Genomic DNA, 24735 nt, shown 5'->3' with positions numbered 1-24735 from the left:
GCCAGCCGCGCGGGCGTGCCCGTGGCGGGCGTACCGCTGCGCGGAGCGTGTCCCCTACCCGCCCTTCCACCGTTCCCCGGGGCTCCGCCCCGCACCCCGCGCCTCAAACGCCGGCGGGGCTGGAAATTCGCTGCGCGCATTCCGGCCCGCGCGGCGTTTTGAGCGCACCGGGTCCGGGGCGAGCCCCGAGTCTTTGAGCCGCGCCGGCGATTGAGGCGAGAACGGTTGAAGGGCGGGTAGGGGAACGGCCGCCGCAGGGTAGCCGGAGCCCACCCGAACGGGTGAGGGGCGCGCCCGGTGATCCGGACGCGCCCCTCAGCGAGAGCTACGGCGGCGCTACGCGCCCCGCAGCACCGCCCCGGTCCGCTCGCCGGCCAGGGCCACCGCCGCGTCGCGCGCGGACGTGGACTCCTCGGCCGTCAGCGTCCGGTCGGCCGCGCGGAAGCGCAGCGCGTACGCGAGGGACTTCTTGCCCGCGCCGACCTGCTCACCGGTGAACACGTCGAACAGGCGCAGGGACTCCAGCAGTTCGCCGGCGCCCTGGCGCAGCGCGTCCTCCACCGCCGAGGCGGGGACCGACGCGTCCACGATCAGCGCGACGTCCTGGGTCGCCACCGGGAAGGTGGAGATCCGGGGCGCCTGCACGGCCCCGCCGCCGGCCGCCGCGAGGCGGTCCAGGTCGAGTTCCATGGCGCTGGTGCGGGCGGGCAGGCCCATGGCCTTGACCACGCGCGGGTGCAGCTCGCCGGCGTGGCCGATGACCTGTTCGGCACCGTCGACGGTGACGACCAGCTCGGCGCAGCGGCCCGGGTGCCAGGGGCCGTACTGGCCCTGGCGGACGACCAGCTCCGCGCCCGCCTCGACGGCCAGCGAACGGGCGGCCTGGACCGCGTCGGCCCAGTCGGCCGGACGGCCCTTGCCCCACCAGCCGGCCTGCTCGCGGGCACCGGCCAGCACGACCGCGGCGTACCGCGGCTGCGCGGGCAGGGCCGCGTCCAGGGTGGCGACCTCCTCGTCGGTGGGACGCCGGTCGACGCCCAGCCGTACGGCGACGCCCGGCTCGGCGGCGGCACGGAAGACGGAGCCGGTCTCGAAGAGCGCGAGGTCGTGGCTGCCGCGGCTGTCGTTGCGGCGCAGCGCGGCGAGCAGGCCCGGCAGCAGCGTGGTGCGCAGCGCCGGCTCCTCGTCGGACAGCGGGTTGACCAGCCTGACGACCTGGCGGCTCGCGTCGTCCGCGGGCAGCTGGAGCTGGTCGAAGACGGCCTCGCCGAGGAACGGGTAGCTCAGCGCCTCGACGTAGCCGGCGCCGGCCAGCGCGCGGCCGACGCGGCGGTGCAGCTGCTGGCGCGGGGTCAGTCCGCGGCCGGAGGGCACCTGCGGGAGGGTGGAGGGGAGGTTCCCGTAGCCCTCCAGCCGGATGACCTCTTCGGCGAGGTCGTTGGGCTCGGCGAGGTCGGGGCGCCACGAGGGGACGGTGACGACGAGCTCGTCCTGGCCGTAGACGTCGCAGCCGATCTCCTGGAGGCGGCGTACGACGGTCTCGCGGCCGTACTCCATGCCCGCGACGCGGTCCGGGTGGTCCGCGCTCATCGCGATGGTGCGCGGGGCGCCCGGGGCGATGAGCTCGGTGACGCCGGCCTCTGCGGTGCCGCCGGCGAGCAGCACCAGCAGGTCGACGGTCCGCTGCGCGGCCGCGGCGGCGGCCTGCGGGTCGACGCCCCGCTCGAAGCGCTTGGAGGCCTCGGAGGACAGCTTCAGGCGGCGGGCGGTGCGCGAGATCGACACGGAGTCGAAGTGCGCGGCCTCGATGACGACGTCCGTGGTGCCCGTGACCCGTCCGGTCTCGGGGTCCGTCACGGAGTCGGCGATCTCGGTGTTGGCGCCGCCCATGACACCGGCGAGCCCGATGGGGCCGCTGCTGTCGGTGATCACCAGGTCCTCGGCGTCGAGGGTCCGCTTGACCCCGTCGAGGGTGGTGAACTTCTCGCCCTGCTCGGCACGGCGGACGCCGATCGCGCCGTCGAGGCGCGCGCGGTCGTAGGCGTGGAGCGGCTGGCCGAGTTCCAGCATCACGTAGTTGGTGATGTCGACGGCCAGCGAGATCGGGCGCATGCCCGCCTTCTGGAGGCGGCGCGTGAGCCAGATCGGGGACCGCGCCTCGGGGTCGAGGCCGGTCACCGTGCGGGCGGTGAAGCGGTCGCAGCCCTGCGGGTCGGAGATCTGCACCGCGTAGCCGTACGAGTTCGGCGCGGGCACGTCGAGCAGCGCCGGGTCGCGCAGCGGCAGGCCGTAGGCGGTGGCGGCCTCGCGGGCGACACCGCGCATGGACATGCAGTAGCCGCGGTCCGGGGTGATGTCGATGTCGAGGACCTCGTCGACGAGCTGGAGCAGCTCGATCGCGTCGGTGCCCGGCTCGTACTCCGGCGGCAGCACGATGATGCCGTGCGTGCCGTCGTCGCCCATGCCCAGCTCCTCGCCGGAGCAGATCATGCCGTGCGAGGTCTTGCCGTACGTCTTGCGCGAGGCGATCGCGAAGTCGCCGGGCAGGACGGCGCCGGGCAGGACCACGACGACCTTGTCGCCGACGGAGAAGTTCCGGGCGCCGCAGACGATCTCCTGCGGCTCGCCCGTGCCATTGGCCTGGCCGACGTCGACCGTGCAGAAACGGATCGGCTTGCGGAAGCCCTCGAGCTCCTCGATGGTCAGCACCTGGCCGACGACGAGGGGGCCCTTGAGGCCGGTGCCGAGCTGCTCGACGGTCTCGACCTCGAGGCCGGCGTCGACCAGCTTGGCGGCCACGTCACGGCCGGTCTCGCCCGCGGGGAGGTCGACGTACTCCCGCAGCCAGGAAAGCGGGACGCGCATCAGATCTCACTCCCGAACGGCCGGGTGAAGCGCACGTCACCCTCGACCATGTCTCGCATGTCTTCAACGTTGTGACGGAACATCAGCATCCGCTCGATGCCGAAGCCGAAGGCGAACCCGCTGTACTTCTCCGGGTCCACACCGCAGGCGGTGAGCACCTTGGGGTTGACCATCCCGCAGCCGCCGAGCTCGATCCAGCCCTCGCTGGAGCAGGTACGGCAGGGGCGGTCGGGGTTGCCCACCGACGCGCCGCGGCAGACGTAGCACTGCATGTCCATCTCGGCGGACGGCTCGGTGAAGGGGAAGAAGTGCGGGCGCAGCCGGGTGGTGGTCTGCTCCCCGAAGAGCTCCTTGACCATGTGGTCGATGGTGCCCTTGAGGTCGGCCATGGTCAGGCCCTCGTCCACGGCGAGCAGCTCGACCTGGTGGAAGACGGGGGTGTGCGTCGCGTCGAGCTCGTCGGTGCGGTACACGCGGCCCGGGCAGACGATGTAGACGGGGGGCTTGCGCTCCAGCAGCGAGCGCGCCTGCACCGGGGAGGTGTGGGTGCGCAGCACGACGCCGGACTCGTCGCCCGCGGTGCCCTCGGGGCCCCGGACGAAGAAGGTGTCCTGCATCTGGCGCGCCGGGTGGTCGGGGGTGAAGTTGAGGGCGTCGAAGTTGAACCACTCCGCCTCGACCTCGGGGCCTTCCGCAACCTCGTAGCCCATGCCCACGAAGATGTCCGCGATGCGGTCCATCAGGGTGGTCAGGGGGTGGCGGGCGCCGGCCGGCACGCGGTCGTAGGGCAGCGTGACGTCCACCGCCTCCTCGACCAGCACCCGCTCGTCGCGCTCGGCCTCCAGCTGGACCGTGCGGGCCCCGAAGGCCTTGTTCACGGCGCCGCGGGCCTGTCCGACGCGCTTGCCCGCCTCGGCCTTGGCCTGGGGCGGCAGGGCGCCGATCTCGCGGTTGGCGAGCGCGAGGGGCGAGCGGTCGCCCATGTGCGCGGTCTTCGCCTCGCGGAGCTCGTCGAGGTCGCCGGCGGACGCAAAGGCGGCGAGCGCCTCGTCCCGCATGCGCTCGATCTCTTCCGGTTTCAGTGCCTCGACCTCGACAGGGTCGTACGACTTGTTCGGTGCCGACATCTCTTCCCGTACTTCCGATGGCTGGCTGGTGGGTCCCCGCACGACCTGATCGATACGTCTCGGCTCGATCGGCACAAGGACACAAAGGTGCCAAAGGACGAGTCTAAGGGCCGCCGGGGGTGGAGGAGCCCGTGGGCCGCCTGGCGAGACCTCCGCAGGGTTACTGCGTGAGGTAGGCCGGGGCGCTCACGGGCAGGATAAATCGGAACTCGGCGCCGCCTCCGGGGCCGCGGCCGACGGTGATGGTGCCGCCGTGGGCCTCCACGATGCCCTTGACGATGTACAGGCCCAGGCCGGTGCCGCCGCGCTTGCTCCCCCGCCAGAAACGGGTGAAGACGCGGCCCATCGACTCCTCGGGGATCCCGGGGCCCTCGTCGGTCACGGTGACGGCTGTTCCCTTCTCGTGCGGCGCTACGTCGATGGTGACCGTTCCGTCACCGTGGCGCACCGCATTTTCCAGGAGGTTGCCGAGGATCTGATCGATCTTGTCCGGGTCGGCCCACAGATCGGGAAGGGGGCTGCTGACCCGTACGAGGAACCGCTCCGGGGCCTGGCCGTTCGCGGTGAGCGCCTGGACGTGGCGGCCCACGGCGGCGGCGATGTCGACCGGCTGGCGGCGCACCTCCAGGCGGCCGGAGTCGATGCGGGAGATGTCGAGGAGCTCGGCGATCAGCCGGGTGACGCGGTTGGCGTCGGCGTCGACGGTCTCCAGCATCAGCCGCTTCTGGTCGTCGGTGAACCGCTCCCACTTGGCGAGCAGGGTCGCGGTGAAGCCCTTCACGGAGGTCAGCGGAGAGCGCAGCTCGTGCGCGACGGTCGCGATCAGCTCGGCGTGGCTGCGTTCGGTGCGCCGCCGGGCCTCGGTGCCGCGCAGGGTGACCACGAGGCGGCTGAGCGGGCCGGTGGGGTGGGTGCGCACGTAGCTTGCGGCGACGAGCACCTCGCGCCCGCCGGGCAGCAGCAGGTTCCGCTCGGGCTGGCCGCGCCGGGTGGCCAGTCCCCCGTACGGGTCGGTCAGCGCCCACCAGCGGCGGCCTTCGAGGTCCTCCAGCGGCAGCGCGTGCTCGATGGGGGCGCCGAGGGCCCGGCCGGCCGCGAGGGCCGTGATCCTGGCGGCGGCCCGGTTGAAGCAGACGACGTGCCCGGTGTGGTCGGCGACGACGAGCCCGTCGGGCAGTTCGTCGGGGTCCAGCCCGAAGGCACCGCCAGCGGCTCCTGGCGAGCTGTTCGTACCGACGGTCATGTCCCCGTACCCCACATCTCCGGGTAGCGCAGTGGGCCCCCGGGCGGCCACATTACTAGCTGGGGGTCACGGAGCGGCACCCTCCGGGCGCCCGCTGTGCACGCGCGGACGCGTAGAGGCACACGGCGGCGGCCGTCGCGAGGTTCAGGCTCTCCGCCTTGCCGTGGATCGGGACCCGGACGACGGCGTCCGCGAGGGCCCGGGTCTCCTCGGGCAGGCCCCACGCCTCGTTGCCGAAGACCCAGGCCGAGGGGCCGCCCATGGTGCCCGCGTCCAGCTCGGCGTCGAGGTCGTCCTGCCCGGCCCCGTCGGCGGCGAGGATCCGCACCCCGGCCGCCCGCAGGCCCTCCACGGCCTGCTCGACCGGCACGCCCACGGCCACCGGGAGGTGGAAGAGGGAGCCCACGGAGGCGCGTACGGACTTCGGGTTGTACAGGTCGACGGAGGCGTCGGTCAGCACCACCGCGTCGGCGCCGGCGGCGTCCGCGCAGCGCAGCACCGTGCCGGCGTTCCCCGGGTCGCGGACGTGGGCGAGGACGGCGACCAGCCGGGGGCCGGCCTCGAGGATCTCCTCGAACGGGGAGTCAAGGAAGTGGCAGACGCCGACCAGCCCCTGGGGGGTGACCGTCTGGGAGACCTCCGCGAGCACCTCGTCGGAGGCGTAGTGCACCCGGGCCCCGGCCAGCAGCGCCGCCTCGACGATGCCGGCGTAGCGCTCCGCGGCCTCGACGGTGGCGAACAGCTCGATCAGGGTCGCGCCTTGGGCGCCGCGGTGCTCGACCGCCTCGCGGACGGCCTGGGGGCCCTCGGCGATGAACCGCCGCTCCTTGGTGCGGAAGTTGCGCCGCGCCAGCCGCCGGGCGGCGGCCACCCGCGGGGATCGGGGGGAGATCAGCTCGGTGGGGTGACCCATGGTGTCTGCGGTTCTCTCTCGGTTCTGCGGAGCGGTTCGGCGGGGCGGTCCTGCGGAGCGGTTCGGCGGGCAGTCTGCGGAGCGGTCCTGCGGAGCGGTCCTGCGGGCCGCGGGGCGAAAGCACACGGACCCGCAGGCGGGAAGCCTGCGGGTCCGTGGGGTGCCGGTCGCGTGAAGCGGGCCGGCCAGGCTTTAGGCAGCAGCCTTGGGCGCGTTGACGTCGGCCGGGAGGGCCTTCTGCGCGACCTCGACGAGCGCGGCGAACGCGTTGGCGTCGTTGACGGCCAGCTCCGCGAGGATCTTGCGGTCCACCTCGATGTTGGCGGCCTTCAGACCCTGGATGAGGCGGTTGTACGTCATGCCGTTCTGGCGGGCAGCGGCGTTGATGCGCTGGATCCACAGCTGACGGAAGTCGCCCTTGCGCTTCTTGCGGTCGTTGAAGTTGTAGACCAGCGAGTGGGTGACCTGCTCCTTGGCCTTGCGGTACAGGCGCGAGCGCTGACCGCGGTAGCCGGAGGCCGCCTCGAGGATCGCCCGGCGCTTCTTGTGGGCGTTTACTGCCCGCTTGACGCGTGCCACTTTTAACTCCTTGTAGCGGGGCCGTGGTTGTCTTCACACGGCCCGAAATTCGATGGGGTCCCGGTCTTGACGTCCCGCTCCCGGACGGGAGCGGAGGGCGTCAGATGCCGAGAAGCTTCTTGATCTTCGCGGCGTCGCCGGGAGCCATCTCCGCGTTGCCGGTGAGGCGACGGGTGACGCGGGACGACTTGTGCTCGAGCAGGTGGCGCTTGCCGGCGCGCTCGCGGAGCACCTTGCCGGAGCCGGTGACCTTGAAGCGCTTCTTGGTACCGCTGTGCGTCTTGTTCTTCGGCATGGCGCCGTTATCTCCTCGTCGGTGGCGCTCCCGCCGGCCCCGGGGGACCGGCTTGCGGGAGCGTCATGCTTGTTGGGTGATCCGGGACGGGCTGTCCTGGATCAGGCCTCGGCGTTCGCCTCGGCAGTGCCTTCGGCGGCGGCCTCGGCAGTTCCCTCGGCGCCTGCCTCGGCGGACTCCGCTTCGGCCGGAGCGGCCTCGGCGAGGGCACCGCCCTGACGCTCGGCCTTGCGGGCGGCCTGCGCCTCGCGGGCTTCGGCCATCGCCTCGGTCTTCTTCTTGTGCGGACCGAGAACCATGATCATGTTTCGGCCGTCCTGCTTCGGGTTCGACTCGATGAAGCCGAGGTCCTGGACGTCCTCCGCGAGGCGCTGCAGCAGTCGGTAGCCGAGTTCCGGCCGGGACTGCTCGCGACCGCGGAACATGATCGTGATCTTGACCTTGTCGCCCTGCTTGAGGAACCGAACGACGTGACCCTTCTTGGTGTCATAGTCGTGCGGGTCGATCTTCGGCCGGAGCTTCATCTCCTTGATGACCGTGTGCGCCTGGTTCTTGCGCGCCTCACGGGCCTTCATGGCCGACTCGTACTTGAACTTGCCGTAGTCCATGAGCTTGCAGACCGGCGGGCGAGCGGATGCCGCGACCTCGACCAGGTCCAGGTCGTATTCCTGTGCGAGCTCAAGCGCCTTCGCAAGCGGGACGATGCCCACCTGTTCGCCGCTGGGACCGACGAGTCGCACCTCAGGGACACGAATCCGATCGTTGATGCGGGGCTCGGTGCTGATGGATCCTCCTCGGTAGCACCACACGGTTGCCTGGCAGACAACCGCTGACGTCTTGTGTCGTCAGACCTCACCGCGGCGGAGAATGCAAAATGCCCCGCCGGGCACAGGCAGGGGCTCCAAAACAACCGGAGCACCGCCGCGTGCGACCGCGGGGCGCAAATCAGCGTGCTTCCATCGTCCGTACGGAACGATGGCTGCCGCTTGACCGGATGACCCGCCTCCCCGGAGGGTGGTCGGGTGGGAGATCGGAGCCTCCACTTGTTGGCCGGGCACGCAGGTGTCCGGCCGGTCGTCATCCATACTACCCCACGCATGGCAAGGCCGCCGCACGACCTATCGTGGAGCGCATGACTGACGCGACGCCCTCCGATTCCACCCCTCCCGACTACGACGAGATGACCCGCGACATCGCGGACGTCCCGGCCGTCGAGGTCATCACCACGGTGGCCGTCCACCTGCTGAGCGCCGCGGCGGTCAACCTGGGCCTGGACAAGCCGGACTCCGAGCACAAGGACCTCGACGAGGCCCGCAAGCTGATCACCGCCCTGGCCGGTCTGGTGACCGCCAGCGCCACCGAGATCAGCTCCTTCCACGCCGCCCCGCTGCGCGACGGCCTGAAGTCGCTCCAGCTGGCCTTCCGCGAGGCCTCGATCGTCCAGGACGAGCCGGGCCAGGGCCCGGGCGAGAAGTTCACGGGTCCCGTCTACGCCTGACCCACGCCGAAGGGCCGCCCGCACGGCGCGGGCGGCCCTTCGGCATGTGCGGGGCGCGCTACGGCGCTCAGCGCGTGAAGAGCGCGTCCCCCGGCGGGAGCGGGGCGTCGGCCGGGAGGAGCGCCAGGTCCAGGCCGCGTACGAGGCGGCCGCGCAGGGTCTCGTCCGCCGCCAGCGCCTCGGCCACGCGGCGGGCCGCGGGAGCGGGCTCGGCGTCCGCGGCGAGCACCACCGCCAGGGTGCCGTCGGCGCCGGCGCCGCTCCGGCCCAGGTGGGCGCGGAGCACGGCGGGCTCGGCGGCCACGGCCGCCCGTACGGCCTCGCGCACGGCGGGGTCCGCCAGCGGGTCGGCGTCGGTGCGGCCCTCGGCCAGCGCGAGCAGCGCCGGGCCGGTCAGCTGGTAGGGGACGGGGCCGGCCAGGTCGATGACGACCGTGTCGGCCTTCTCGTGCGCGGCGGCGGCCAGCGCCTGGTGGAGCGGGACGGCCACCGGCCGGGCCGCCGGGTCCCACAGGGCCAGCGAGGCGAGGGAGGTGAAGGCGGGCAGCGCCCGCCGGTTCCCCGCGGTGAGGGTGGGGACGGCCATGTCGCTGGTCTTCTCGCGCTTGAGGCCGGTCTCCGGGTCCGTCTCGACCTCGCCGAGCATCGCCACGACGGGCACCAGCAGCCGGGCGTCCTTCAAGGCCGCCAGCAGCTGCGGTTCGGCCGCCCGGTCGGCCGCCCAGGCGGCCAGGGCCGCGCTCAGCCGGGGATCGGCCGTGCCGTCGTCGTCGGAGAAGCCGGGGTCCGGGATGTTCTTGGTCGCCTCGCTGTTGTTCACCACAGTTACGTGACCCTATCCCGCCGGGCGGCGCGCGGACGCCGGGCCAGGACGCCGGCCAGCACCAGCAGGGCCGCTCCCCCGGCCGCCGCGGCCACGACGCCGGGCCGCGTCCGGGAACCGGGCGCCCGGACCGGCTCGGGGCCCGGGCCGAAGTAGCGCCGCCCGGCCGGGACGGCGGCGGGGACGGGCGCCTCGGGGCGCAGCGCCGCGCCGGCCTGGAGCGCGGCGACGGGGTCGACCGTGCCGTGGCCACGGGCGTCGTCGCGGCCGCCGGCGGGGCGTGCGGCGGCGGTGTCCTCCAGCAGCCTCTTGACCTGGGCCGGGGAGAGGCCGGGGTGGGCGGCCTTGACGAGGGCCACGGCGCCGGAGACGAAGGCCGCGGCGGCGCTGGTGCCCCAGCCCTCGTAGTACGAGCGGTCGGGGTCGGCGATGACGACGTCGACGCCGGGGGCGCTGACGGTGGCGTACCAGTGGCGGGTGGAGAAGGGCGCCTTGCGGCCCTGGCGGTCGACGGCCGCGACGGCGATGACGCCGGGGTAGGCGGCGGGGTAGGAGGTGTGGTCGCCGCGTTCGCCGCCGTTGCCGGCGGAGGCGACGACCACGACGCCCTTGGCGAGCGCGTACTGGACGGCCTCGTCCTCGGCGGGCTCGTGGTGGGCGGAGTCGCTGTCGTCGCCGAGCGAGAGGTTGATCACGTCGGCGCCGTGGTCGGCGGCCCAGCGGATGCCCTCGGCGAGGGCGCCGGACTTGCTGTCGCGGGCCTGGGCCCGGCCGGGGTCGCCCTCCTCGAGGATCACCCGGACCGGCAGGATCCGCGCGTGCGGGGCGATCCCGAGGACGCCCTGGCCGCGGTCGGGTCCGTGGCCCCGGCCGGCGATGATGCTCGCCATCGCGGTGCCGTGGCGGGCCCAGGCGCGGTCGCCGCGGCCGGCTCCCATGCCGACGAGGTCGGCGCCTTCGAGGACCTGGCCGGTGAGGTCGGGGTGGGTGGCGTCCACGCCGGTGTCGAGGACGGCGACGGTGACCCCGTCGCCCTGGGTGGTGCCCCAGGCCTCCTCGGCGCGCAGCGCGAGCAGGCCCCACTGGCGGTCGCGGATGGTGTCGGCGGCGGCGGGGTGCGCGGCGCTCGCGGTGAGGAGGGCGGCGAGGGCGGCGGCCGCGGCCGCGCGCAGCGGGGCGGGGTTCACCGCGCGGATCCCTTCCCCGGCGGCTGGGGTGCGGCCGGCGGGGCCGGAGCGGGGGCCGCGAGGGCGGTCAGGGCCTGTCCGACCCGGTCGGCGGCGGCCTTGGCCTCGTGGCCGAGCCCGGCTTCGGCGACGGTCCCGGTGGCGCCTTGCCGGGCCGCCTCCTCGGCGGGGACCGGCGCGTCGACGGTGCGGCCGTCGGCGAAGGCGGAGACGGCGTAGACCACGGCGGGGGCCTCGTCGGCGACGGTCGCCGTCCAGGCGGCGCGGCGTGCGTCGGCGTACTCGTAGGCGGGCGGGACGGTCAGGTGGCCGCGGAGGGCGTTCATGGCGGCGGCGTCGGCGGGGGTGAAGACCAGGCCGACGGTGATCAGGGAGCTGCGGGTGGCGTCGGTGTAGGTGGCGCGGAGCACGCGGGTGCAGCCGGTGGCGGCGAGCGCGGTCCGCCAGTCGGCGGGCAGGGCTGCGGCGCAGTCGGCGTCGGGGGCGAGGGCGATCCGGGTCCAGCTGCGGTCGGCACCGCCGGGGCCGGCGTCGGGGCCGTCCAGCACGGGCGGCAGGAGGCTGTCCACGGGGGCCGAGCGCCACAGCGCGGCGGCCTCGCGGTAGGCGGCTTCGGGGGCCGGCGGGCGGTGTGCGGAGCGGTATCCGCTCCAGGCGGCCGTGGCGGCGCCGGCGAGGAGGGCGGTGCCGAGGAGGGCGCACAGGGTGGCGGCGAGGATCCGGCCGGGGCGGCGGCGGGGGCGGTGGGCGTGGTGCGGCGGCGGGGGCTGGTGGGGCTCGCCCGGTCCGCCCGGCTCGCCCGGTCCGCCCGGCTCGCCGGGTCCGCCCGGCTCGCCGGGTCCGCCCGGCTCGCCCAGGACCGCGGCCCGTGGTGTCGACGTGGTCATCCGGCGGCTCCGCCCCCCGTTCCGTACGGCTGCCTGCCCGTACTCTACGGGGCTCGGGCGGCGACCGGGCGGGGGCGGGGTGGGCGGAGCCGGGTGGCCGACGGGCCTACCGGGCGGTACGGCGGTCTGGCAAGCTGCCGCCCATGAACTCGGACCGGGCCCGGTACGACCGGGCGACCGCGCATCTCGACGCGCCCCTGGCCATGGTCGACCTGGATGCCTTCGACGCCAACGCCGACGATCTCGTGCGGCGTGCGGGCGGGAAGCCGGTCCGGGTCGCGAGCAAGTCCGTCCGGTGCCGGGCGCTCCTCGAACGGGTGCTGGCCCGCCCGGGGTTCGCCGGCGTCATGTCGTACACCCTGGCCGAGTCGCTGTGGCTCGCCCGGTCCGGGTTCGAGGACGTGCTGCTGGCCTATCCGTCCGCCGACCGCGCGGGGTTCGCGGAGCTGGCCGGTGACGCGAAGCTCGCGCGGGCGGTCACCGTGATGGTGGACGATCCGGCGCAGCTGGACCTGATCGAGCGGTCGCGCGGCGGCGGGGCCGAGGAGATCCGGGTCTGCCTCGAACTGGACACCGCCCTGCACCTGCTGGGCGGGCGGGTCCGCGTCGGGGCGCGGCGCTCGCCGCTGCGCGAGCCGGGGCAGCTGGCGGCGCTGGCGGCGGCGGTGGCGGCGCGGCCGGGCTTCCGGGTGGTGGGGCTGATGGGCTACGAGGGGCACGTGGCCGGGGTCGGTGACGCGCTGGCCGGGCGGCCGGTGCGCTCGCGGGTGATCCGGCTGATGCAGGGCGCGGCCCGCAGGGAGCTGGCGGTACGGCGGGCCGAGGCGGTGCGGGCGGTACGGGCGGTGGTGCCGGACCTGGAGTTCGTCAACGGCGGCGGGACCGGCAGTGTGGCGCAGACGGCGGCCGAGGAGGCGGTGACGGAGATCGCCGCCGGGTCGGGGCTGTACGTGCCCCGGCTGTTCGACAACTACACCTCGTTCCGGGGGCGTCCGGCCGCACTGTTCGCGCAGCCGGTGGTCCGGCGGCCCGGGGTGGGGGTGGTGACGGTGCTGGGCGGCGGCTATCCGGCTTCGGGGGCGGCGGGCGCCGACCGGCTGCCGGTGCCGTACCTGCCCGCGGGACTGCGTTACGACCCGCAGGAGGGGGCCGGGGAGGTGCAGACGCCGCTGCTGGGGAGCCCGGCGGACGACCTGCTGATCGGCGACCGGGTGTGGTTCCGGCACGCGAAGGCCGGGGAGCTGTGCGAGCGGTTCGACGTCCTGCACCTGGTGGAGGGGGACCGGGTCGTGGACTCGGTCCCCACGTACCGGGGCGAGGGCCGGACCTTCCTCTAGTGGACGGTGTCCGTCTGGTCGGGGATGACGCCGCCGTCATCCCGGCGGACGGGGCCGGGGGTGCCGTCGTGGTCGGTGTGGCCGGTGGTGGAGCAGGGGTAGGGGCTGGTTCTGCGGGGCTTGGGCTCGATGAACATCGGGTTCACGATCCACCTGCCGTCGCTGTTGTCGTAGGCCCGGCACATCAGCTCGTTCTTGTTGCGGTTGACCACCAGGCGCAGGGCGGTGGCGTCGCGCAGGAAGGTGACGTCGGTGTCCGAGTCGCCCGCGGCGAAGACCTGGCGGCGGGCGGCCGGCTGGACTTCCCCGGCGGCCCGGCCGCGTACCCGGAAGACCTCCTTGTTGATCCAGCAGCGCTTGCCGTCGATGTACGGGATCAGCGTGTCGGCGCCGTCGGGGACGGATCCGCAGCCCTGGAGGTGGGCGGTCAGCGTGCCGCCGCGGGTGGTGTTGCGGATGCCGATGACGTGGCGGGCGTCGATGCCGGCGCCCTGGGCCCAGACCTCGACGACGGGCTGGGGTGAGGCGGAGCTGATCCAGACGTCGAAGCCGGCGCGCCGGAGGTTCGCGATGAGGTCGCGCTGCTGGTCGTAGTAGCGGACCCAGCCGGTGGCGGTGCCGGTGCCTACCTGCTGTCGCGTGCCGATGGGCGCGGTGAGGTTCTCGGTGCGGGCCGCGGCCGCGAAGCCGCGGATCTCGCTCGCGGTCCAGCCCTGCATCAGCTGCGCCAGCCAGGCGTAGCCGGGCTCGGTCGTACGGCGGTCCCAGCCGGCGAAGGCCGCGGCGCCGGTCCGGGTGGCGGCGGTGCCGTAGACGGCGTTCAGCTCGTCGGCGCAGGCGGCGCCCTCGGGGGTGCCGGTGGGCAGGGGGGCGCCGGGGCGGGCGAGGGGGCCGCAGGCGGTGGCGAGGGCGTGGGCCGCGGGCGGGGTGAGGTGGCGGCTGGTGGTGGTCCAGTCGCCGCCGGCGGGCTGGCGGATCCTCCCGTTGCGCAGCAGCCAGAACATGGTGGCGTCGCCGACGTCGTTCTTGACGACGGTGTTGTCCCAGTCGAAGACGGCCACGGGTCTGGCGCGGCCGGGCCGGTGGGGGCCGCAGTCGCCGTGGCGGTCGATGAGCTGCTGGAGGCGGGCCTGGTTGTCGCCGTACCAGCCGGCGGCGAGCCGCGGGGTGGTGCAGTGGGCGGCGGGCCGACGGGCCGCTTCGGCGGCGGGGGCGGTCATGGCGAGGGTGGCGAGGGTGGCGGCGGTCGTCACGGCGGCCGCGGCGGCCCGGAGCCGCCGGGCGGTGCTGGGGCGGGTCACTGCGGGGACGCTCCTGGGTGTGGGGAGGCCGTCGGTGGTGGTGGAGCACGGCAGCCGGGCGTCGTGCGACGCCCGGCTGCCGGGTGGGGGGTGCGGGGGCGGGGTTTACAGGGGGGTGACGTAGGCGCCGGAGATGCCGCCGTCGACCAGGAAGTCGGTGGCGTTGATGAAGGAGGAGTCGTCGCTGGCGAGGAAGGCGACCGCGGCGGCGATCTCGGTGGGTTCGGCGAACCGGCCGAGCGGGATGTGCACGAGGCGGCGGGCGGCGCGCTCGGGGTCCTTGGCGAACAGCTCCTGGAGGAGCGGGGTGTTCACGGGTCCGGGGCACAGGGCGTTGACGCGGATGCCCTCGCGGGCGAACTGGACGCCGAGTTCGCGGGACATGGCGAGGACGCCGCCCTTGGAGGCGGTGTAGGAGATCTGGGAGGTGGCTGCGCCCATGACGGCCACGAAGGAGGCCGTGTTGATGATGGAGCCGCGGCCCTGGCGCTGCATGTAGGGGAGGGCGGCCTTGCAGCAGAGGTAGACGGAGGTCAGGTTGACGTCCTGGACGCGGCGCCAGGCATCGAGTTCGGTGGTGAGGATGGAGTCGTCGTCGGGGGGCGAGATGCCGGCGTTGTTGAAGGCGATGTCGACGGACCCGTAGGTGTCGAAGGCCGTCTTGAAGAGGGCGTCGACCTGCTCCTTGTCGGTGACGTCGACCTGGACGAAGGTCCCGCCGACCTCCTCGGCGGCGGCCTTGCCGGCGACCGGGTCGATGTCGGCGCAGACGACGTCGGCGCCTTCGGAGGCGAGGCGGCGGGCGGTGGCGAGGCCGATGCCGCTGCCGGCTCCGGTGATGACGGCGGTACGGCCGACCAGGCGGCGGCAGACGATCTCTTCGGTGCGGTCGGTCATGGGGTTCAGGCCTCCGTGCTGATGAAGACGTTCTTGGTCTCGGTGAATGCGGTGAGGGCGTCGGGTCCGAGCTCGCGGCCGAGACCGGACTGCTGGTAGCCGCCGAAGGGGGTCCAGTAGCGGACGCTGCTGTGGGAGTTGACGGAGAGGTTGCCGGCCCGGACCGCGCGGGAGACGCGCAGGGCGCGGCCGACGTCGCGGGTCCAGAGGGAGCCGGAGAGTCCGTACTCGGTCGCGTTGGCCAGGCGTACGGCGTCCTCCTCGTCCTCGAACGGGAGGATGACGGCGACGGGGCCGAAGACCTCTTCGGTGGCGACGGGCGCGGTGGGGGCGGCGCCCGTGACGAGGGTGGGCGGGTACCAGAATCCGGGGCCCTCGGGGGCGGTGCCGCGGACGGCGGTGAGGTCGTCGGTGACGTAGGAGCGGACGCGTTCCAGCTGGGCGCGGGAGATGAGCGGGCCCATCAGGGTCTTCTCGTCGAGCGGGTCGCCCACGGCCACGGACTCGATGCCGGGGGCGACGAGTTCGAGGAAGCGGTCGTAGGCGGTGCGCTGTACGAGGATCCGGGTGCGGGCGCAGCAGTCCTGGCCGGTGTTGTCGAGGAAGGCCATGGGGGCGGCCGCCGCGGCGGCCTCCAGGTCGGCGTCGGCGAAGACGATGTTGGGGCTCTTGCCGCCGAGTTCGAGGGTGACGCGCTTCACCCGCTCGGCGCACTTGGCCATGATCTGCTTGCCGACGCGGGTGGAGCCGGTGAAGACGATCTTCGCGACGCCGGGGTGTTCGACCAGCGCGTCCCCGGCGACCGTTCCGTGGCTGGGGAGCACCTGGAAGAGGTGTTCGGGGATCCCGGCTTCGAGGGCGAGTTCGGCGAGGCGCAGGGCGGTGAGGGGGGTGGTCTCGGCGGGCTTGAGGAGCACGGCGTTGCCCGCGGCGAGGGCGGGTGCGAGGCCCCAGGCGGCGATCGGCATCGGGAAGTTCCAGGGGGCGATCACGCCGATGACGCCGAGGGGTTCGAGGAAGGTGACGTCGATGCCGCCGGCGACGGGGATCTGGCGGCCGGAGAGGCGTTCGACTCCCCCGGCGGCGTAGTCCAGCAGGTCGCGGACGTTGCCCGCTTCCCAGCGGGCGTTGCCGATGGTGTGGCCGGCCTCGCGGACCTCCAGCAGGGCCAGTTCCTCGACGTGTGCGTCGACGACCGCGGCGAAGCGGCGCAGGAGCCGGGCCCGGTCGGCGGGTGCGGCGGCGGCCCAGTGGCGCTGGGCGGCGGTGGCGCGTACGACGGCCGCGTCGACGTCGTCCCGTGTGGCGGCCGGGACGGTGGCGACGAGTTCCTCGGTGGCCGGGTTCAGGACGCTCAGACTGGCGGGGGCCAGCACATCGGTCACGTGGTGCCTCTCTGGTCTTTCGGTTCCGGTCGTTCGGTTCCGGTCGTTCGGTGCCGGTCGTTCGGTGCCGGTCTGTCGGTGCTGCTCCACCGGTGCGGTGGGGGTCAGAGGCGTTCGAAGGAGCGGCGCAGCTCCCAGTCGGTCACCGCGGAGTCGTAGGCGTCGAGTTCGACGCGGGCCATGTTGCGGTAGTGGGCGACGACCTCGGGGCCGAAGGCGGCCTTGGCGATCTCGCTGTTCTCCCAGAGTTCCGCGGCCTCGCGCAGGGTGGCGGGGACGTGGGCGTAGTCGGCGGTGTAGGCGTTGCCGGTGCAGGCTTCGGGCAGTTCCAGCTGGTTCTCGATGCCGTACAGGCCCGCCGCGACCAGGCCGGCGACGGCGAGGTAGGGGTTGACGTCGCCGCCGGGGAGGCGGTTCTCGAAGCGGGTGGAGCGGCCGTGGCCGACCACGCGCAGGGCGCAGGTGCGGTTGTCGTAGCCCCAGGCGACGGCGGTGGGCGCGAAGGATCCCGGGCGGAAACGCTTGTACGAATTGACGTTGGGGGCGTAGAGAAGGGAGAAGTCGCGCAGTGCGGCCAGCTGGCCGGCCAGGAAGTGGCGCATCACGGTCGACATGCCGTGGTCCTGGTCGGCGTCGGCGGCGGCCATGGCGTTGCGTCCGTCGGCGTCGGTGAGCGAGAGGTGGATGTGGCAAGAGTTGCCCTCGCGCTCGTCGTACTTGGCCATGAAGGTGAGCGAGACGCCCTCCTGGGCGGCGATCTCCTTGGCGCCCGTCTTGTAGACGGCGTGCTGGTCGCAGGTGGTGAGCGCTTCGTCGTAGCGGAAGGCGATCTCGTGCTGGCCGAGGTTGCACTCGCCCTTGGCGGACTCGACGACCAGGCCGGCGGCCTGCATCTCGTTGCGGATGCGGCGCAGGAGGGGTTCGACGCGGCCGGTGCCGAGGACGGAATAGTCGATGTTGTACTGGTTGGCGGGGGTCAGGCCCCGGTAGTTGGCGTTCCAGGCCTGCTCGTAGGTGTCCTGGAAGACCATGAACTCCAGCTCGGTGCCGACCATGGCGGTGTAGCCGAGCTCGCCGAGCCGCTCCAGCTGGCGGCGCAGGATCTGCCGGGGGGCGGCCACGACGGGGGTGCCGTCGTTCCAGCCCAGGTCGGCCATGATGAAGGCGCTGCCGGGGTTCCAGGGGATGCGGCGCAGGGTGGCGGGGTCGGGGCGCATGGCGAAGTCGCCGTAGCCGCGGTCCCAGGAGGACATCTCGTATCCGTCGACGGTGTTCATGTCGGTGTCGACGGCGAGGAGGTAGTTGCAGCCCTCGGTGCCGTGGGCGAGGACCTCGTCGAGGAAGAACTGTGCGGCGAACCGCTTGCCCTGAAGACGTCCCTGCATGTCGGGGAAGGCCAGGACGACGGTGTCGATCTCACCGCTCGCGACGAGGGCACGGAGCTCCCCGGGCGCGAGCGGCGGCTTGCGGTCTACCACTGGAATCTCTCCTTCGGTGAGCCGAGGAGGCCTAAGGTATTGAACAGAACCATTGCTTGGGAAGGGGAGGGGCCGAGATGACCGACACGGCGAGCGGCGGTGGCGCGATCGCGCGGCTGAATCCCGTGCTGCGGCAGGTGCGGGCGGGCAACGGTTTCGAGGAGGCCCTGGAGCAGATCCTCCAGGTGGTCCGGCTGGGCCTGGTGCCGGGCGGGGAGCGGCTGCCGCCGGAGCGGGAGCTGGCGGAGCGGATGGGGATCAGCCGGGTCACCCTGCGCGAGGTGCTCAAAGTGCTCCAGGACCAGGGCCTGGTGGAGGCCCGGCGCGGGCGGTACGGCGGAACGTTCGTGCTGGCCCGCCCGGACACGCCGGCCGGCGGCGCCGAGGAGGAGCTGCGGCGGCGCGTGGCCGGGGTGGACATCGAGGACGTGCTGCGCTTCCGCGAGGTGCTGGAGGTGGGCGCGGCCGGGCTGTGCGCCTCACAGGGGCTCTCGGAGGAGGGCGCCGAGCGACTGCTGGCGGCGCTGGCGGCCACCCACGACGCCCCGCTCGCGGAGTACCGCCGCCAGGACACCCTCTTCCACCTCGCGCTGTGCGAACTCGCCGGCTCCGCCACCCTGACGGCCCAGTACGCGGCCGTCCGGGCGCGCGTGAACGACCTGCTGGACTGCATCCCGCTGCTGGTGCGCAACCTGGAGCACTCGCAGCAGCAGCACACGGCGCTGGTGGAGGCGGTGCTGGAGCGCGACGCGGAGGGGGCGCGGGCGGTGATGCGCGAGCACTGCTGTGGGACGGCGGCCCTGCTGCGCGGGTTCCTGGCGTGAGGCGCCGGGGAGGTTTTCGTAACCCCCGTTTAACGCGGGGGTCTTGCGCGCTCCACACCCTTGACGCAAAGGTACGCCTCACAACCATTGCATTGCCCTAGGCAGGAGCGCACATGGCCGACGACATCGCACCCGTGCCCGTGTCCAGTCCCCCCTCCCCGGGGGACTCGGACGCCGCGTACCTCGAACGCCGCTCCCTGCGCCGCGGCAGCGCCGGCTGGCTGCTGCTGACCGGCCTCGGTGTCGCGTACGTAGTCTCCGGCGACTTCTCCGGCTGGAACGTGGGCCTGGACAAGGGCGGCTTCGGCGGCCTGGCCATCGCCACCGTGCTCATGGGCGCCATGTACGCCTGCCTGGTGTTCTCCCTCGCCGAGCTGTCCACGATCCTGCCGACGGCGGGCGGCGGCTACGGCTTCGCCCGCCGCGCGCTGGGCCCCTGGGGCGGCTTCCTGACCGGCACCGCCATCCTCATCGAGTACGTCCTGGCCCCGGCGGCGATCGTCATCTTCATCGGCGACTACGTCGAGTCCCTCGGCCTGTTCGGGCTGACCTCCGGCTGGCCGGTCTACCTCGGCTGTTTCGCCCTCTTCATCGGCGTGCACCTGTGGGGCGTGGGCGAGGCGCTGCGCTTCAGCCTCGTCGTCACCGCCGTCGCCGTGGCCGCACTGCTGGTCTTCGCCCTCGGGGCCCTCACCGGCTTCGACGCGGGCGCCCTGGACGACATCCCGGTGGACCCGGACGCGTTCGGCTCCGGCTCCTGGCTGCCCTTCGGAGTCCTCGGCATCTGGGCGGCCTTCCCCTTCGGCATGTGGTTCTTCCTGGGCGTCGAGGGCGTACCGCTCGCCGCCGAGGAGGCCAAGGACCCGGTCCGCTCCATGCCGAAGGCGCTCGCCATCGCCATGGGCGTCCTCACGCTGCTCGCCGTGATCACCTTCTTCGCCGCCACCGGCGCGCAGGGCGCCGACGCCCTCAGGACCGCCGGGAACCCGCTGGTCGTCGCCCTGGAGGGGGACGGCGGGCCGACCGCGCTCAGCCGTTTCGTCAACTACGCCGGGCTCGCCGGGCTGGTCGCCTCCTTCTTCTCGCTCATCTACGCCGGCTCGCGCCAGCTCTTCGCCCTGTCCCGGGCCGGGTACCTGCCGCGCTTCCTGTCCCTCACCTCGAAGCGCAAGGCCCCGTACCTCGGACTGGTGATTCCGGGCGCCATCGGGTTCGCCCTCGCGGCGGCCACCGGCGACGGCGCGCGGATGCTGAACGTCGCGGTGTTCGGGGCGACCATCTCGTACGCCCTGATGGCCCTCTCGCACATCGTGCTGCGGCGCCGCGAACCCGCGCTGGAACGGCCCTACCGCACCCCCGGAGGGGTCCTGACCTCCTCCGTCGCCTTCGTCCTCGCCCTGTCGGCGCTGGTCGCCACCTTCCTGGTGGACCAGGACGCGGCGCTCATCGCGCTCGCCGTGTACGCCGTCGCCCTCGCCTACTTCGCGCTCTTCAGCCGCCACCGCCTCGTGGCCTCGGCACCCGAGGAAGAGGCCGCCGCGCTGGCGGAAGCCGAGGCGGAGTTGACCCGCGGCTGAGAGCCTTGTACCGCCCCTCGATCCGGCACCATCCTGGAGGTAATCCGTGCCCAGGCCGCTCATCGGCATCACCGCCTACGTGGAGGAATCCACCCGCTACAACGTGTGGGACCTGCCCGCGTCCCTCGTCCCGGCCGGGTACTACGAGCTGGTGCAGGCGGCGGGCGGCGCGGCCGTGCTGCTGCCGCCGGACGAACCGGAGCGGGCCGCGGAGGTGCTGAGCCGGCTGGACGGCCTGGTGGTCTCGGGCGGCCCGGACGTCGACCCGGCCCGCTACGGGGCCGCGCGCGACCCCCGTACGGGTCCCCCCGCGCGGGTCCGCGACGAATGGGAACTCGCCCTGATCGGGGCCGCCCTGGACGCCGACCTCCCCGTACTGGGCATCTGCCGGGGCATGCAGGCGCTGAACGTGGCCCTGGGCGGCACCCTGATCCAGCACATCGACGGCCACGTCCACACCCCGGGCGTCACCTCCTGGCACCCCGTCAGTCCCGTCGCGGGCACCCGGTACGCGGAGCTGGTCCCGGAGGAGGCGGACGTCCCGACGTACCACCACCAGGCCGTGGACCGCCTGGGCCGGGAGCTGGTCGTCTCGGCGTACGCGGTGGACGGCACGGTGGAGGCCATCGAGATCCCCGACCGCTCGCGCTGGGTGCTGGGCGTGCAGTGGCACCCGGAGCGGGACAAGGACACCCGGGTGATGGCCTCGCTGGTCGAGGCGGCCGGCGCCCGCACGGCGGTCGCGGTGTCCTGACCCCCCGAATGGCCGCCCGTCCCGGCCGCGCGCAGGCTGGGAGGGTGCGGACGGAAGGCGCGGAAGGCCGCGGCAGGGCCACCGGCCCGGCGTCCGGGTTCCTGGAGAACCCGGTCGTCGGGATGGCGCCGTGGATCCTCTTCTCCCTGCTGGTCGGCCCGGGACGGTTCGAGGTCGCGGTCGGGATCGCCCTGGCCGCGGCCCTCGCGCTGGTGGTGGTGGGCCGGCTGGTGCACCGGGCCGCGTCCTGGAAGCTGCTGGAGCTGGCCGACGTGGTGTTCTTCGCCGCGCTGGCGGTCATCGGCGCCCTGGCGGGCGACGGCACGCTGCGCTGGCTGGAGACGTACGCGGGGGAGATCGCGAACCTCACCCTGACGGTGATCGCCTTCGGGTCGATGGCGGTGCGGATGCCCTTCACCCTGCAGTACGCCCGCGAGCGGACCGACCCGTCCCTGTGGCACGCGCCCGCCTTCCTGCGCGCCAACTACGTGATCACCGGCGCGTGGGGGCTCGCCTTCCTGGTGGCGGCCCTCGCGGGCGGCTTCGGCGACCTGGTGCTGCACAACCCCGACAACATCTGGACGGGCTGGATCATCCAGATCCTGGCCATCGTCGCCGCCGTGCGCTTCACGGTCTGGTACCCGCAGGTGCTCCGTGCCCGCGCGGACGGCCGGGGCGGGGCGCCGCCCACGGCGGGGCTGCTACTGCCGCTGGCGGGGCTGCTGGTGCCGATCGGCATCGCCGTGCTGGTCTTCGACGGGAACGTGTGGTGGCTGGGCGTGGCCCTGATCGTCGCGGGCGGGCTCCTGACGAAGTCGCTCCAGGCACGCAGCTGAGCCGTGCTGGTCCCGCCGCGCGGCACCGGGACCGAGTGCCGGGGTGCGGTTCCCCGACGCCGGGGAGCGCCATTGCGCCTCAGCGCCGGGTCAGCGACAGCAGGTCGCGCGCCGGGCCCGCCGGGCGGGAGCCGGTGGGCCAGACCGCGCGCAGGGCGCGGGCGAGGGCGGCGCCCGGGACGGGGACCTCCACCAGCCGGCGGGTCGACAGTTCGTCGTCCAGCGCGAGTTCCGACAGGACGCACGGCCCGGCCCCGCTGAGCGCCGCCGCCTTGACGGCGGTGGTCGAGGCCAGCTCTAGCAGCGGCTGGGCCAGCCCCCCGGAAGCGGCGAGCGCGGCGTCCAGGACCTGCCGGGTGCCCGAGCCCCGTTCCCGCAGGATCAGCGGGCTGCGGGCCAGTTCCGCCGGCTCCACCCCGCGCGAGCGCCGCGCCCACGGGTGGGTCGGCGCCACCGCCACCACCAGGCGGTCCTGCGCGATGACGGCGGAGTCCAGGCCGTCGGCGACGGTCAGCCCCTCCACGAAGCCGAGGTCGGCCTCGTGCGCGAGGACCCGCTGGGCGACGTCGGCCGAGTTCCCGGCGTGCAGGGACACCGCCGTGTCGGGCCGCTCGCCGCGCAGGGCGATCAGCCACCCGGGCAGCAGGTACTCGGCGATGGTCATGCTGGCCGCCACCCGCAGCCGCGAGTCCCGCCGGCCCCGCAGCGCCTGGGCCCCCACGTCGAAGGCCTCGGCGGCCTCCACCACCCGCCGGGCCCAGTCGGTGACCAGCGCGCCCTCGGCCGTCAGCGTCGAGCCGCGCGGCGAGCGGTCCACCAGCGCCACCCCGAGCCGGGTCTCCATGGCCCGGATGCGGCTGCTCGCCGCCGGCTGCGTGATGCCCAGCCGCCGCGCTGCGCCGCTCAGGCTGCCCACCCGGGCCACCGTGAGCAGCAGCTCCAGCGCTCCCAGGTCCGGCACGCGGTGCGCGAGCGGAACCAGCTCCTCGTTACCCATAACATCAGTTTATGGCCTCATAGACCTGCGGCCTCTGCCGCAGGTTCCCTCCCGACGGGACGCTGGGCCCATGGCCACCACCGTCGTACGCCCCCGCACCACCGCCGCACCCGTCCTGCGGACCCACAAGGTCCCGCGGCTGCGCCACCTCGCCCCCAACTGGTACGCCCCCGTCATGGGCACGGCGATCATCGCCAACGCCGGCGCGACCCTCCCGTACCAGCTCCCCGGCCAGCGCGTGGCCTGCCAGATCGCCTGGGCGCTGTCCGCCGTGGCCCTCGCCGTGCTGCTGGCCGCCCGGGCCGGGCACTGGCTCCACCACCGCGACCAGGCCCGCGCCCACCTCCTCGACCCGGCCGTGGCGCCCTTCTACGGCTGCCTCGCGATGGCCCTGCTGGCCGTCGGCGGCGGCACCCTGATCGTCGGCAAGGACCTCGTCGGGACGGGCGCCGCCGTCGCCGCGGACGCCGTGCTCTTCACCGCCGGCACCCTGATCGGCCTGGTCATGGCCGTGGTGGTGCCCTATCTGATGGTCGTCCGGCACGAGGTGGACGCCTCCCGGGCCACCCCCGTCTGGCTGCTGCCCGTGGTCTCCCCCATGGTCTCCGCCGCCGTCGGCCCGCTGCTGGTCCCCCACCTGCCCGCCGGGCAGCCCCGCGAGGCACTGCTGCTGGCCTGCTACGCCATGTTCGGCGTCAGCCTGCTGGCCACCCTGCTGCTGCTCCCCCTGGTCTTCGGCCGGCTGGTCGTGAGCGGCCCGCTGCCCCTGGTGCTGACCCCGACCCTGTTCCTGGTCCTCGGCCCCCTCGGCCAGTCCACCACCGCCGTGAACCAGCTCGCCGACGTGGCCCCCGGGGCGATCGACGCCGCCCACGCGCACGCCCTCGGGGCCTTCGCGGTGGTCTACGGGGTGCCCGTCATGGGCTTCGCCCTGCTGTGGCTGGCCCTCGCCGTCTCGATGCTGGTCCGGGCCGCCCGTGGCGGCATGGGCTTCGCGATGACCTGGTGGGCGCTGACCTTCCCCGTCGGCACCTGCGTCACCGGCGCCGCCGGGCTGGCCCGCCACACCGGTCTGGACGCCTTCGCCTGGCTGGCCACCGCCCTGTTCCTGGCCCTGCTGACGGCCTGGCTGCCGGCCGCCGTCCACACCCTGCGCGGCCTGTTCGCCGGCCGCCTGCTGCCGGCCTGCTAGGCCGTCTAGACGGCCCGCGTCCGGAGCGCCGCCTCCACGGCTGCCGCCAGCACCTGCGGGGCCCGTGCCAGGGAGGGCCCGTACCAGGTCAGGTGGCGGCCGCTGACCAGGCCGGCGGGCAGCCCGGGGAAGGCTTCCGGGCCGTCCGCGGCGGTGAAGCGGTACGGCTCGTCCGGCAGCACCACCAGATCGCAGCCGCTCGCGGCGAGCTCCGCCTGCGGCACCCTCGGATACCGCTCCGGGTGCTCCGCGTACACGTTGCGCACGCCCAGCCGCGCGAGCAGGTCCCCGGCGAAGGTGTCGCGGCCCAGCACCATCCAGGGCCGCCGCCACACCAGTACGAACGCGGTCAGGGATCCGACGGGCTCCACGGCCGCCCAGGCCTGCTCGGCCCGGTCCAGCCACGGGGGCCGCTTCAGCCCCAGGGCCCCCACCAGCACCCGGTCCAGCTCGCTCAGCGCCTGCGGCAGGCTGCGGATCTCGGTGACCAGCACCTCCACCCCGGCCGCGCGCAGCGCCGCCAGGTCGGGGGCCCGGTTCTCCTCCTCGTTGGCGATCACGAGGTCCGGGCGCAGCTCCACGACCGCCCGTACATCCGGGTTCTTGGTGCCCCCGATCCGCACGGCGTCCCCCAGGCCGGCGGGGTGCGTGCACCAGTCGGTCACCCCGGCCAGCACGCCGGGCGCGCTCACGGCCACCGCCTCGGTCAGGGACGGCACGAGCGAGACGACGCGCACCGC

The 24735-nt window shown here is 73.9% G+C and carries 23 protein-coding genes; 7 read left to right on the top strand and 16 right to left on the bottom strand.

Annotation, left to right across the window (positions count from 1 at the left end; translation table 11 throughout):
• Positions 1-336 precede the first annotated feature (336 nt).
• The 7 genes from pheT to infC form a co-directional block, all read right to left on the bottom strand.
• Positions 337-2865, bottom strand: a complete 2529-nt coding sequence (gene pheT, locus ACZ501_RS22290; protein ID WP_468797501.1) for a phenylalanine--tRNA ligase subunit beta — start codon at positions 2863-2865, stop codon at positions 337-339.
• Positions 2865-3992, bottom strand: coding sequence for a phenylalanine--tRNA ligase subunit alpha (gene pheS, locus ACZ501_RS22285; protein ID WP_361609706.1), 1128 nt, complete (start codon positions 3990-3992; stop codon positions 2865-2867). Before pheS ends, pheT begins: the two co-directional genes overlap by 1 nt.
• 160 nt (positions 3993-4152) lie before the next feature.
• Positions 4153-5235 (bottom strand): sensor histidine kinase, encoded by a 1083-nt coding sequence (locus ACZ501_RS22280; RefSeq protein ID WP_468797498.1) that lies wholly within the window; start codon positions 5233-5235, stop codon positions 4153-4155.
• Positions 5236-5290: 55 nt separating this feature from the next.
• Positions 5291-6148 carry a TrmH family RNA methyltransferase gene (locus ACZ501_RS22275; protein WP_362466189.1) on the bottom strand — a complete coding sequence of 286 codons (858 nt, stop codon included), beginning with the start codon at positions 6146-6148 and terminating at the stop codon, positions 5291-5293.
• A 192-nt stretch (positions 6149-6340) separates the two neighbouring features.
• On the bottom strand, positions 6341-6727 hold the full coding sequence (gene rplT, locus ACZ501_RS22270) for a 50S ribosomal protein L20 (protein ID WP_007263143.1): 387 nt from the start codon (positions 6725-6727) through the stop codon (positions 6341-6343).
• 100 nt (positions 6728-6827) lie between these two features.
• Positions 6828-7022 (bottom strand): 50S ribosomal protein L35, encoded by a 195-nt coding sequence (rpmI, locus tag ACZ501_RS22265; RefSeq protein ID WP_030012385.1) that lies wholly within the window; start codon positions 7020-7022, stop codon positions 6828-6830.
• Between the two features lie 101 nt (positions 7023-7123).
• The gene (infC, locus tag ACZ501_RS22260; protein WP_468797495.1) at positions 7124-7831 is read right to left on the bottom strand and encodes a translation initiation factor IF-3; all 708 of its coding nucleotides are present in this window, start codon (positions 7829-7831) and stop codon (positions 7124-7126) included.
• Between the two features lie 323 nt (positions 7832-8154).
• Between infC and ACZ501_RS22255 the strand changes: the two genes are divergently transcribed.
• Positions 8155-8520 (top strand): DUF1844 domain-containing protein, encoded by a 366-nt coding sequence (locus ACZ501_RS22255; RefSeq protein ID WP_361609715.1) that lies wholly within the window; start codon positions 8155-8157, stop codon positions 8518-8520.
• Between the two features lie 67 nt (positions 8521-8587).
• Here ACZ501_RS22255 and ACZ501_RS22250 read toward each other — a convergent pair whose 3' ends face one another.
• Genes ACZ501_RS22250 through ACZ501_RS22240 form a run of 3 tightly spaced genes read right to left on the bottom strand, consistent with a single transcriptional unit; the run spans position 8588 to position 11417 of the window.
• Positions 8588-9340, bottom strand: a complete 753-nt coding sequence (locus tag ACZ501_RS22250; protein WP_468797492.1) for an SseB family protein — start codon at positions 9338-9340, stop codon at positions 8588-8590.
• A 5-nt stretch (positions 9341-9345) separates the two neighbouring features.
• Positions 9346-10530: a type VII secretion-associated serine protease mycosin gene (gene mycP / locus ACZ501_RS22245; protein WP_468797489.1), complete on the bottom strand. Its 1185-nt coding sequence runs from the start codon at positions 10528-10530 to the stop codon at positions 9346-9348.
• Positions 10527-11417 carry a hypothetical protein gene (locus ACZ501_RS22240; RefSeq protein ID WP_468797486.1) on the bottom strand — a complete coding sequence of 297 codons (891 nt, stop codon included), beginning with the start codon at positions 11415-11417 and terminating at the stop codon, positions 10527-10529. Before ACZ501_RS22240 ends, mycP begins: the two co-directional genes overlap by 4 nt.
• A gap of 143 nt (positions 11418-11560) precedes the next feature.
• Here ACZ501_RS22240 and ACZ501_RS22235 point away from each other — a divergent pair, with 143 nt between their 5' ends.
• Positions 11561-12754: an amino acid deaminase/aldolase gene (locus ACZ501_RS22235; RefSeq protein ID WP_361610911.1), complete on the top strand. Its 1194-nt coding sequence runs from the start codon at positions 11561-11563 to the stop codon at positions 12752-12754.
• Here the strand turns inward: ACZ501_RS22235 and ACZ501_RS22230 are convergent.
• The 4 genes from ACZ501_RS22230 to ACZ501_RS22215 all read right to left on the bottom strand — a co-directional run bounded on the left by ACZ501_RS22230 (position 12751) and on the right by ACZ501_RS22215 (position 17815).
• A complete protein-coding gene (locus ACZ501_RS22230; protein WP_468797705.1) occupies positions 12751-13974 on the bottom strand; it encodes a haloacid dehalogenase-like hydrolase in 1224 nt (407 codons plus the stop codon). The two genes, ACZ501_RS22235 and ACZ501_RS22230, sit on opposite strands and share 4 nt — an antisense overlap.
• A gap of 186 nt (positions 13975-14160) precedes the next feature.
• Entirely contained in the window at positions 14161-14952 is a 792-nt protein-coding gene (locus ACZ501_RS22225) for a 3-oxoacyl-ACP reductase (protein WP_361608755.1), read from the bottom strand.
• A gap of 5 nt (positions 14953-14957) precedes the next feature.
• Positions 14958-16337: an aldehyde dehydrogenase family protein gene (locus tag ACZ501_RS22220; RefSeq protein WP_468797483.1), complete on the bottom strand. Its 1380-nt coding sequence runs from the start codon at positions 16335-16337 to the stop codon at positions 14958-14960.
• Between the two features lie 104 nt (positions 16338-16441).
• Positions 16442-17815 carry a glutamine synthetase family protein gene (locus ACZ501_RS22215; RefSeq protein ID WP_361608753.1) on the bottom strand — a complete coding sequence of 458 codons (1374 nt, stop codon included), beginning with the start codon at positions 17813-17815 and terminating at the stop codon, positions 16442-16444.
• A 77-nt stretch (positions 17816-17892) separates the two neighbouring features.
• On the opposite strand from ACZ501_RS22215, the gene ACZ501_RS22210 reads away from it, so the two are divergent.
• The 4 genes from ACZ501_RS22210 to ACZ501_RS22195 all read left to right on the top strand — a co-directional run bounded on the left by ACZ501_RS22210 (position 17893) and on the right by ACZ501_RS22195 (position 21806).
• The gene (locus tag ACZ501_RS22210; RefSeq protein ID WP_361608751.1) at positions 17893-18639 is read left to right on the top strand and encodes a FadR/GntR family transcriptional regulator; all 747 of its coding nucleotides are present in this window, start codon (positions 17893-17895) and stop codon (positions 18637-18639) included.
• Positions 18640-18752: 113 nt separating this feature from the next.
• Positions 18753-20216: an ethanolamine permease gene (eat, locus tag ACZ501_RS22205; RefSeq protein WP_362466285.1), complete on the top strand. Its 1464-nt coding sequence runs from the start codon at positions 18753-18755 to the stop codon at positions 20214-20216.
• A 46-nt stretch (positions 20217-20262) separates the two neighbouring features.
• Entirely contained in the window at positions 20263-20970 is a 708-nt protein-coding gene (locus ACZ501_RS22200; protein WP_361608749.1) for a gamma-glutamyl-gamma-aminobutyrate hydrolase family protein, read from the top strand.
• Positions 20971-21014: 44 nt separating this feature from the next.
• Positions 21015-21806, top strand: coding sequence for a hypothetical protein (locus ACZ501_RS22195; RefSeq protein WP_468797480.1), 792 nt, complete (start codon positions 21015-21017; stop codon positions 21804-21806).
• Between the two features lie 79 nt (positions 21807-21885).
• Here ACZ501_RS22195 and ACZ501_RS22190 read toward each other — a convergent pair whose 3' ends face one another.
• The gene (locus ACZ501_RS22190; protein ID WP_362466276.1) at positions 21886-22803 is read right to left on the bottom strand and encodes a LysR family transcriptional regulator; all 918 of its coding nucleotides are present in this window, start codon (positions 22801-22803) and stop codon (positions 21886-21888) included.
• Positions 22804-22873: 70 nt separating this feature from the next.
• Here ACZ501_RS22190 and ACZ501_RS22185 point away from each other — a divergent pair, with 70 nt between their 5' ends.
• Positions 22874-23995, top strand: coding sequence for a TDT family transporter (locus tag ACZ501_RS22185; RefSeq protein ID WP_468797477.1), 1122 nt, complete (start codon positions 22874-22876; stop codon positions 23993-23995).
• A 5-nt stretch (positions 23996-24000) separates the two neighbouring features.
• Here ACZ501_RS22185 and ACZ501_RS22180 read toward each other — a convergent pair whose 3' ends face one another.
• On the bottom strand, positions 24001-24732 hold the full coding sequence (locus tag ACZ501_RS22180; protein ID WP_468797474.1) for a helical backbone metal receptor: 732 nt from the start codon (positions 24730-24732) through the stop codon (positions 24001-24003).
• Positions 24733-24735 lie beyond the last annotated feature (3 nt).

The sequence above is a fragment of the Streptomyces sp. NPDC034085 genome (assembly GCF_055575555.1).
This window is presented reverse-complemented; position numbering and strand designations above follow the sequence as displayed.

Coding starts and splice junctions, on each gene's coding strand:
- pheT (WP_468797501.1), bottom strand. CDS start 2,865: ATGCGCGTCCCGCTTTCCTGGCTGCGGGAGTACGTCGACCTCCCCGCG.
- pheS (WP_361609706.1), bottom strand. CDS start 3,992: ATGTCGGCACCGAACAAGTCGTACGACCCTGTCGAGGTCGAGGCACTG.
- ACZ501_RS22280 (WP_468797498.1), bottom strand. CDS start 5,235: ATGACCGTCGGTACGAACAGCTCGCCAGGAGCCGCTGGCGGTGCCTTC.
- ACZ501_RS22275 (WP_362466189.1), bottom strand. CDS start 6,148: ATGGGTCACCCCACCGAGCTGATCTCCCCCCGATCCCCGCGGGTGGCC.
- rpmI (WP_030012385.1), bottom strand. CDS start 7,022: ATGCCGAAGAACAAGACGCACAGCGGTACCAAGAAGCGCTTCAAGGTC.
- ACZ501_RS22255 (WP_361609715.1), top strand. CDS start 8,155: ATGACTGACGCGACGCCCTCCGATTCCACCCCTCCCGACTACGACGAG.
- ACZ501_RS22240 (WP_468797486.1), bottom strand. CDS start 11,417: ATGACCACGTCGACACCACGGGCCGCGGTCCTGGGCGAGCCGGGCGGA.
- ACZ501_RS22235 (WP_361610911.1), top strand. CDS start 11,561: ATGAACTCGGACCGGGCCCGGTACGACCGGGCGACCGCGCATCTCGAC.
- ACZ501_RS22230 (WP_468797705.1), bottom strand. CDS start 13,974: ATGACCGCCCCCGCCGCCGAAGCGGCCCGTCGGCCCGCCGCCCACTGC.
- ACZ501_RS22225 (WP_361608755.1), bottom strand. CDS start 14,952: ATGACCGACCGCACCGAAGAGATCGTCTGCCGCCGCCTGGTCGGCCGT.
- ACZ501_RS22210 (WP_361608751.1), top strand. CDS start 17,893: ATGACCGACACGGCGAGCGGCGGTGGCGCGATCGCGCGGCTGAATCCC.
- eat (WP_362466285.1), top strand. CDS start 18,753: ATGGCCGACGACATCGCACCCGTGCCCGTGTCCAGTCCCCCCTCCCCG.
- ACZ501_RS22190 (WP_362466276.1), bottom strand. CDS start 22,803: ATGGGTAACGAGGAGCTGGTTCCGCTCGCGCACCGCGTGCCGGACCTG.
- ACZ501_RS22185 (WP_468797477.1), top strand. CDS start 22,874: ATGGCCACCACCGTCGTACGCCCCCGCACCACCGCCGCACCCGTCCTG.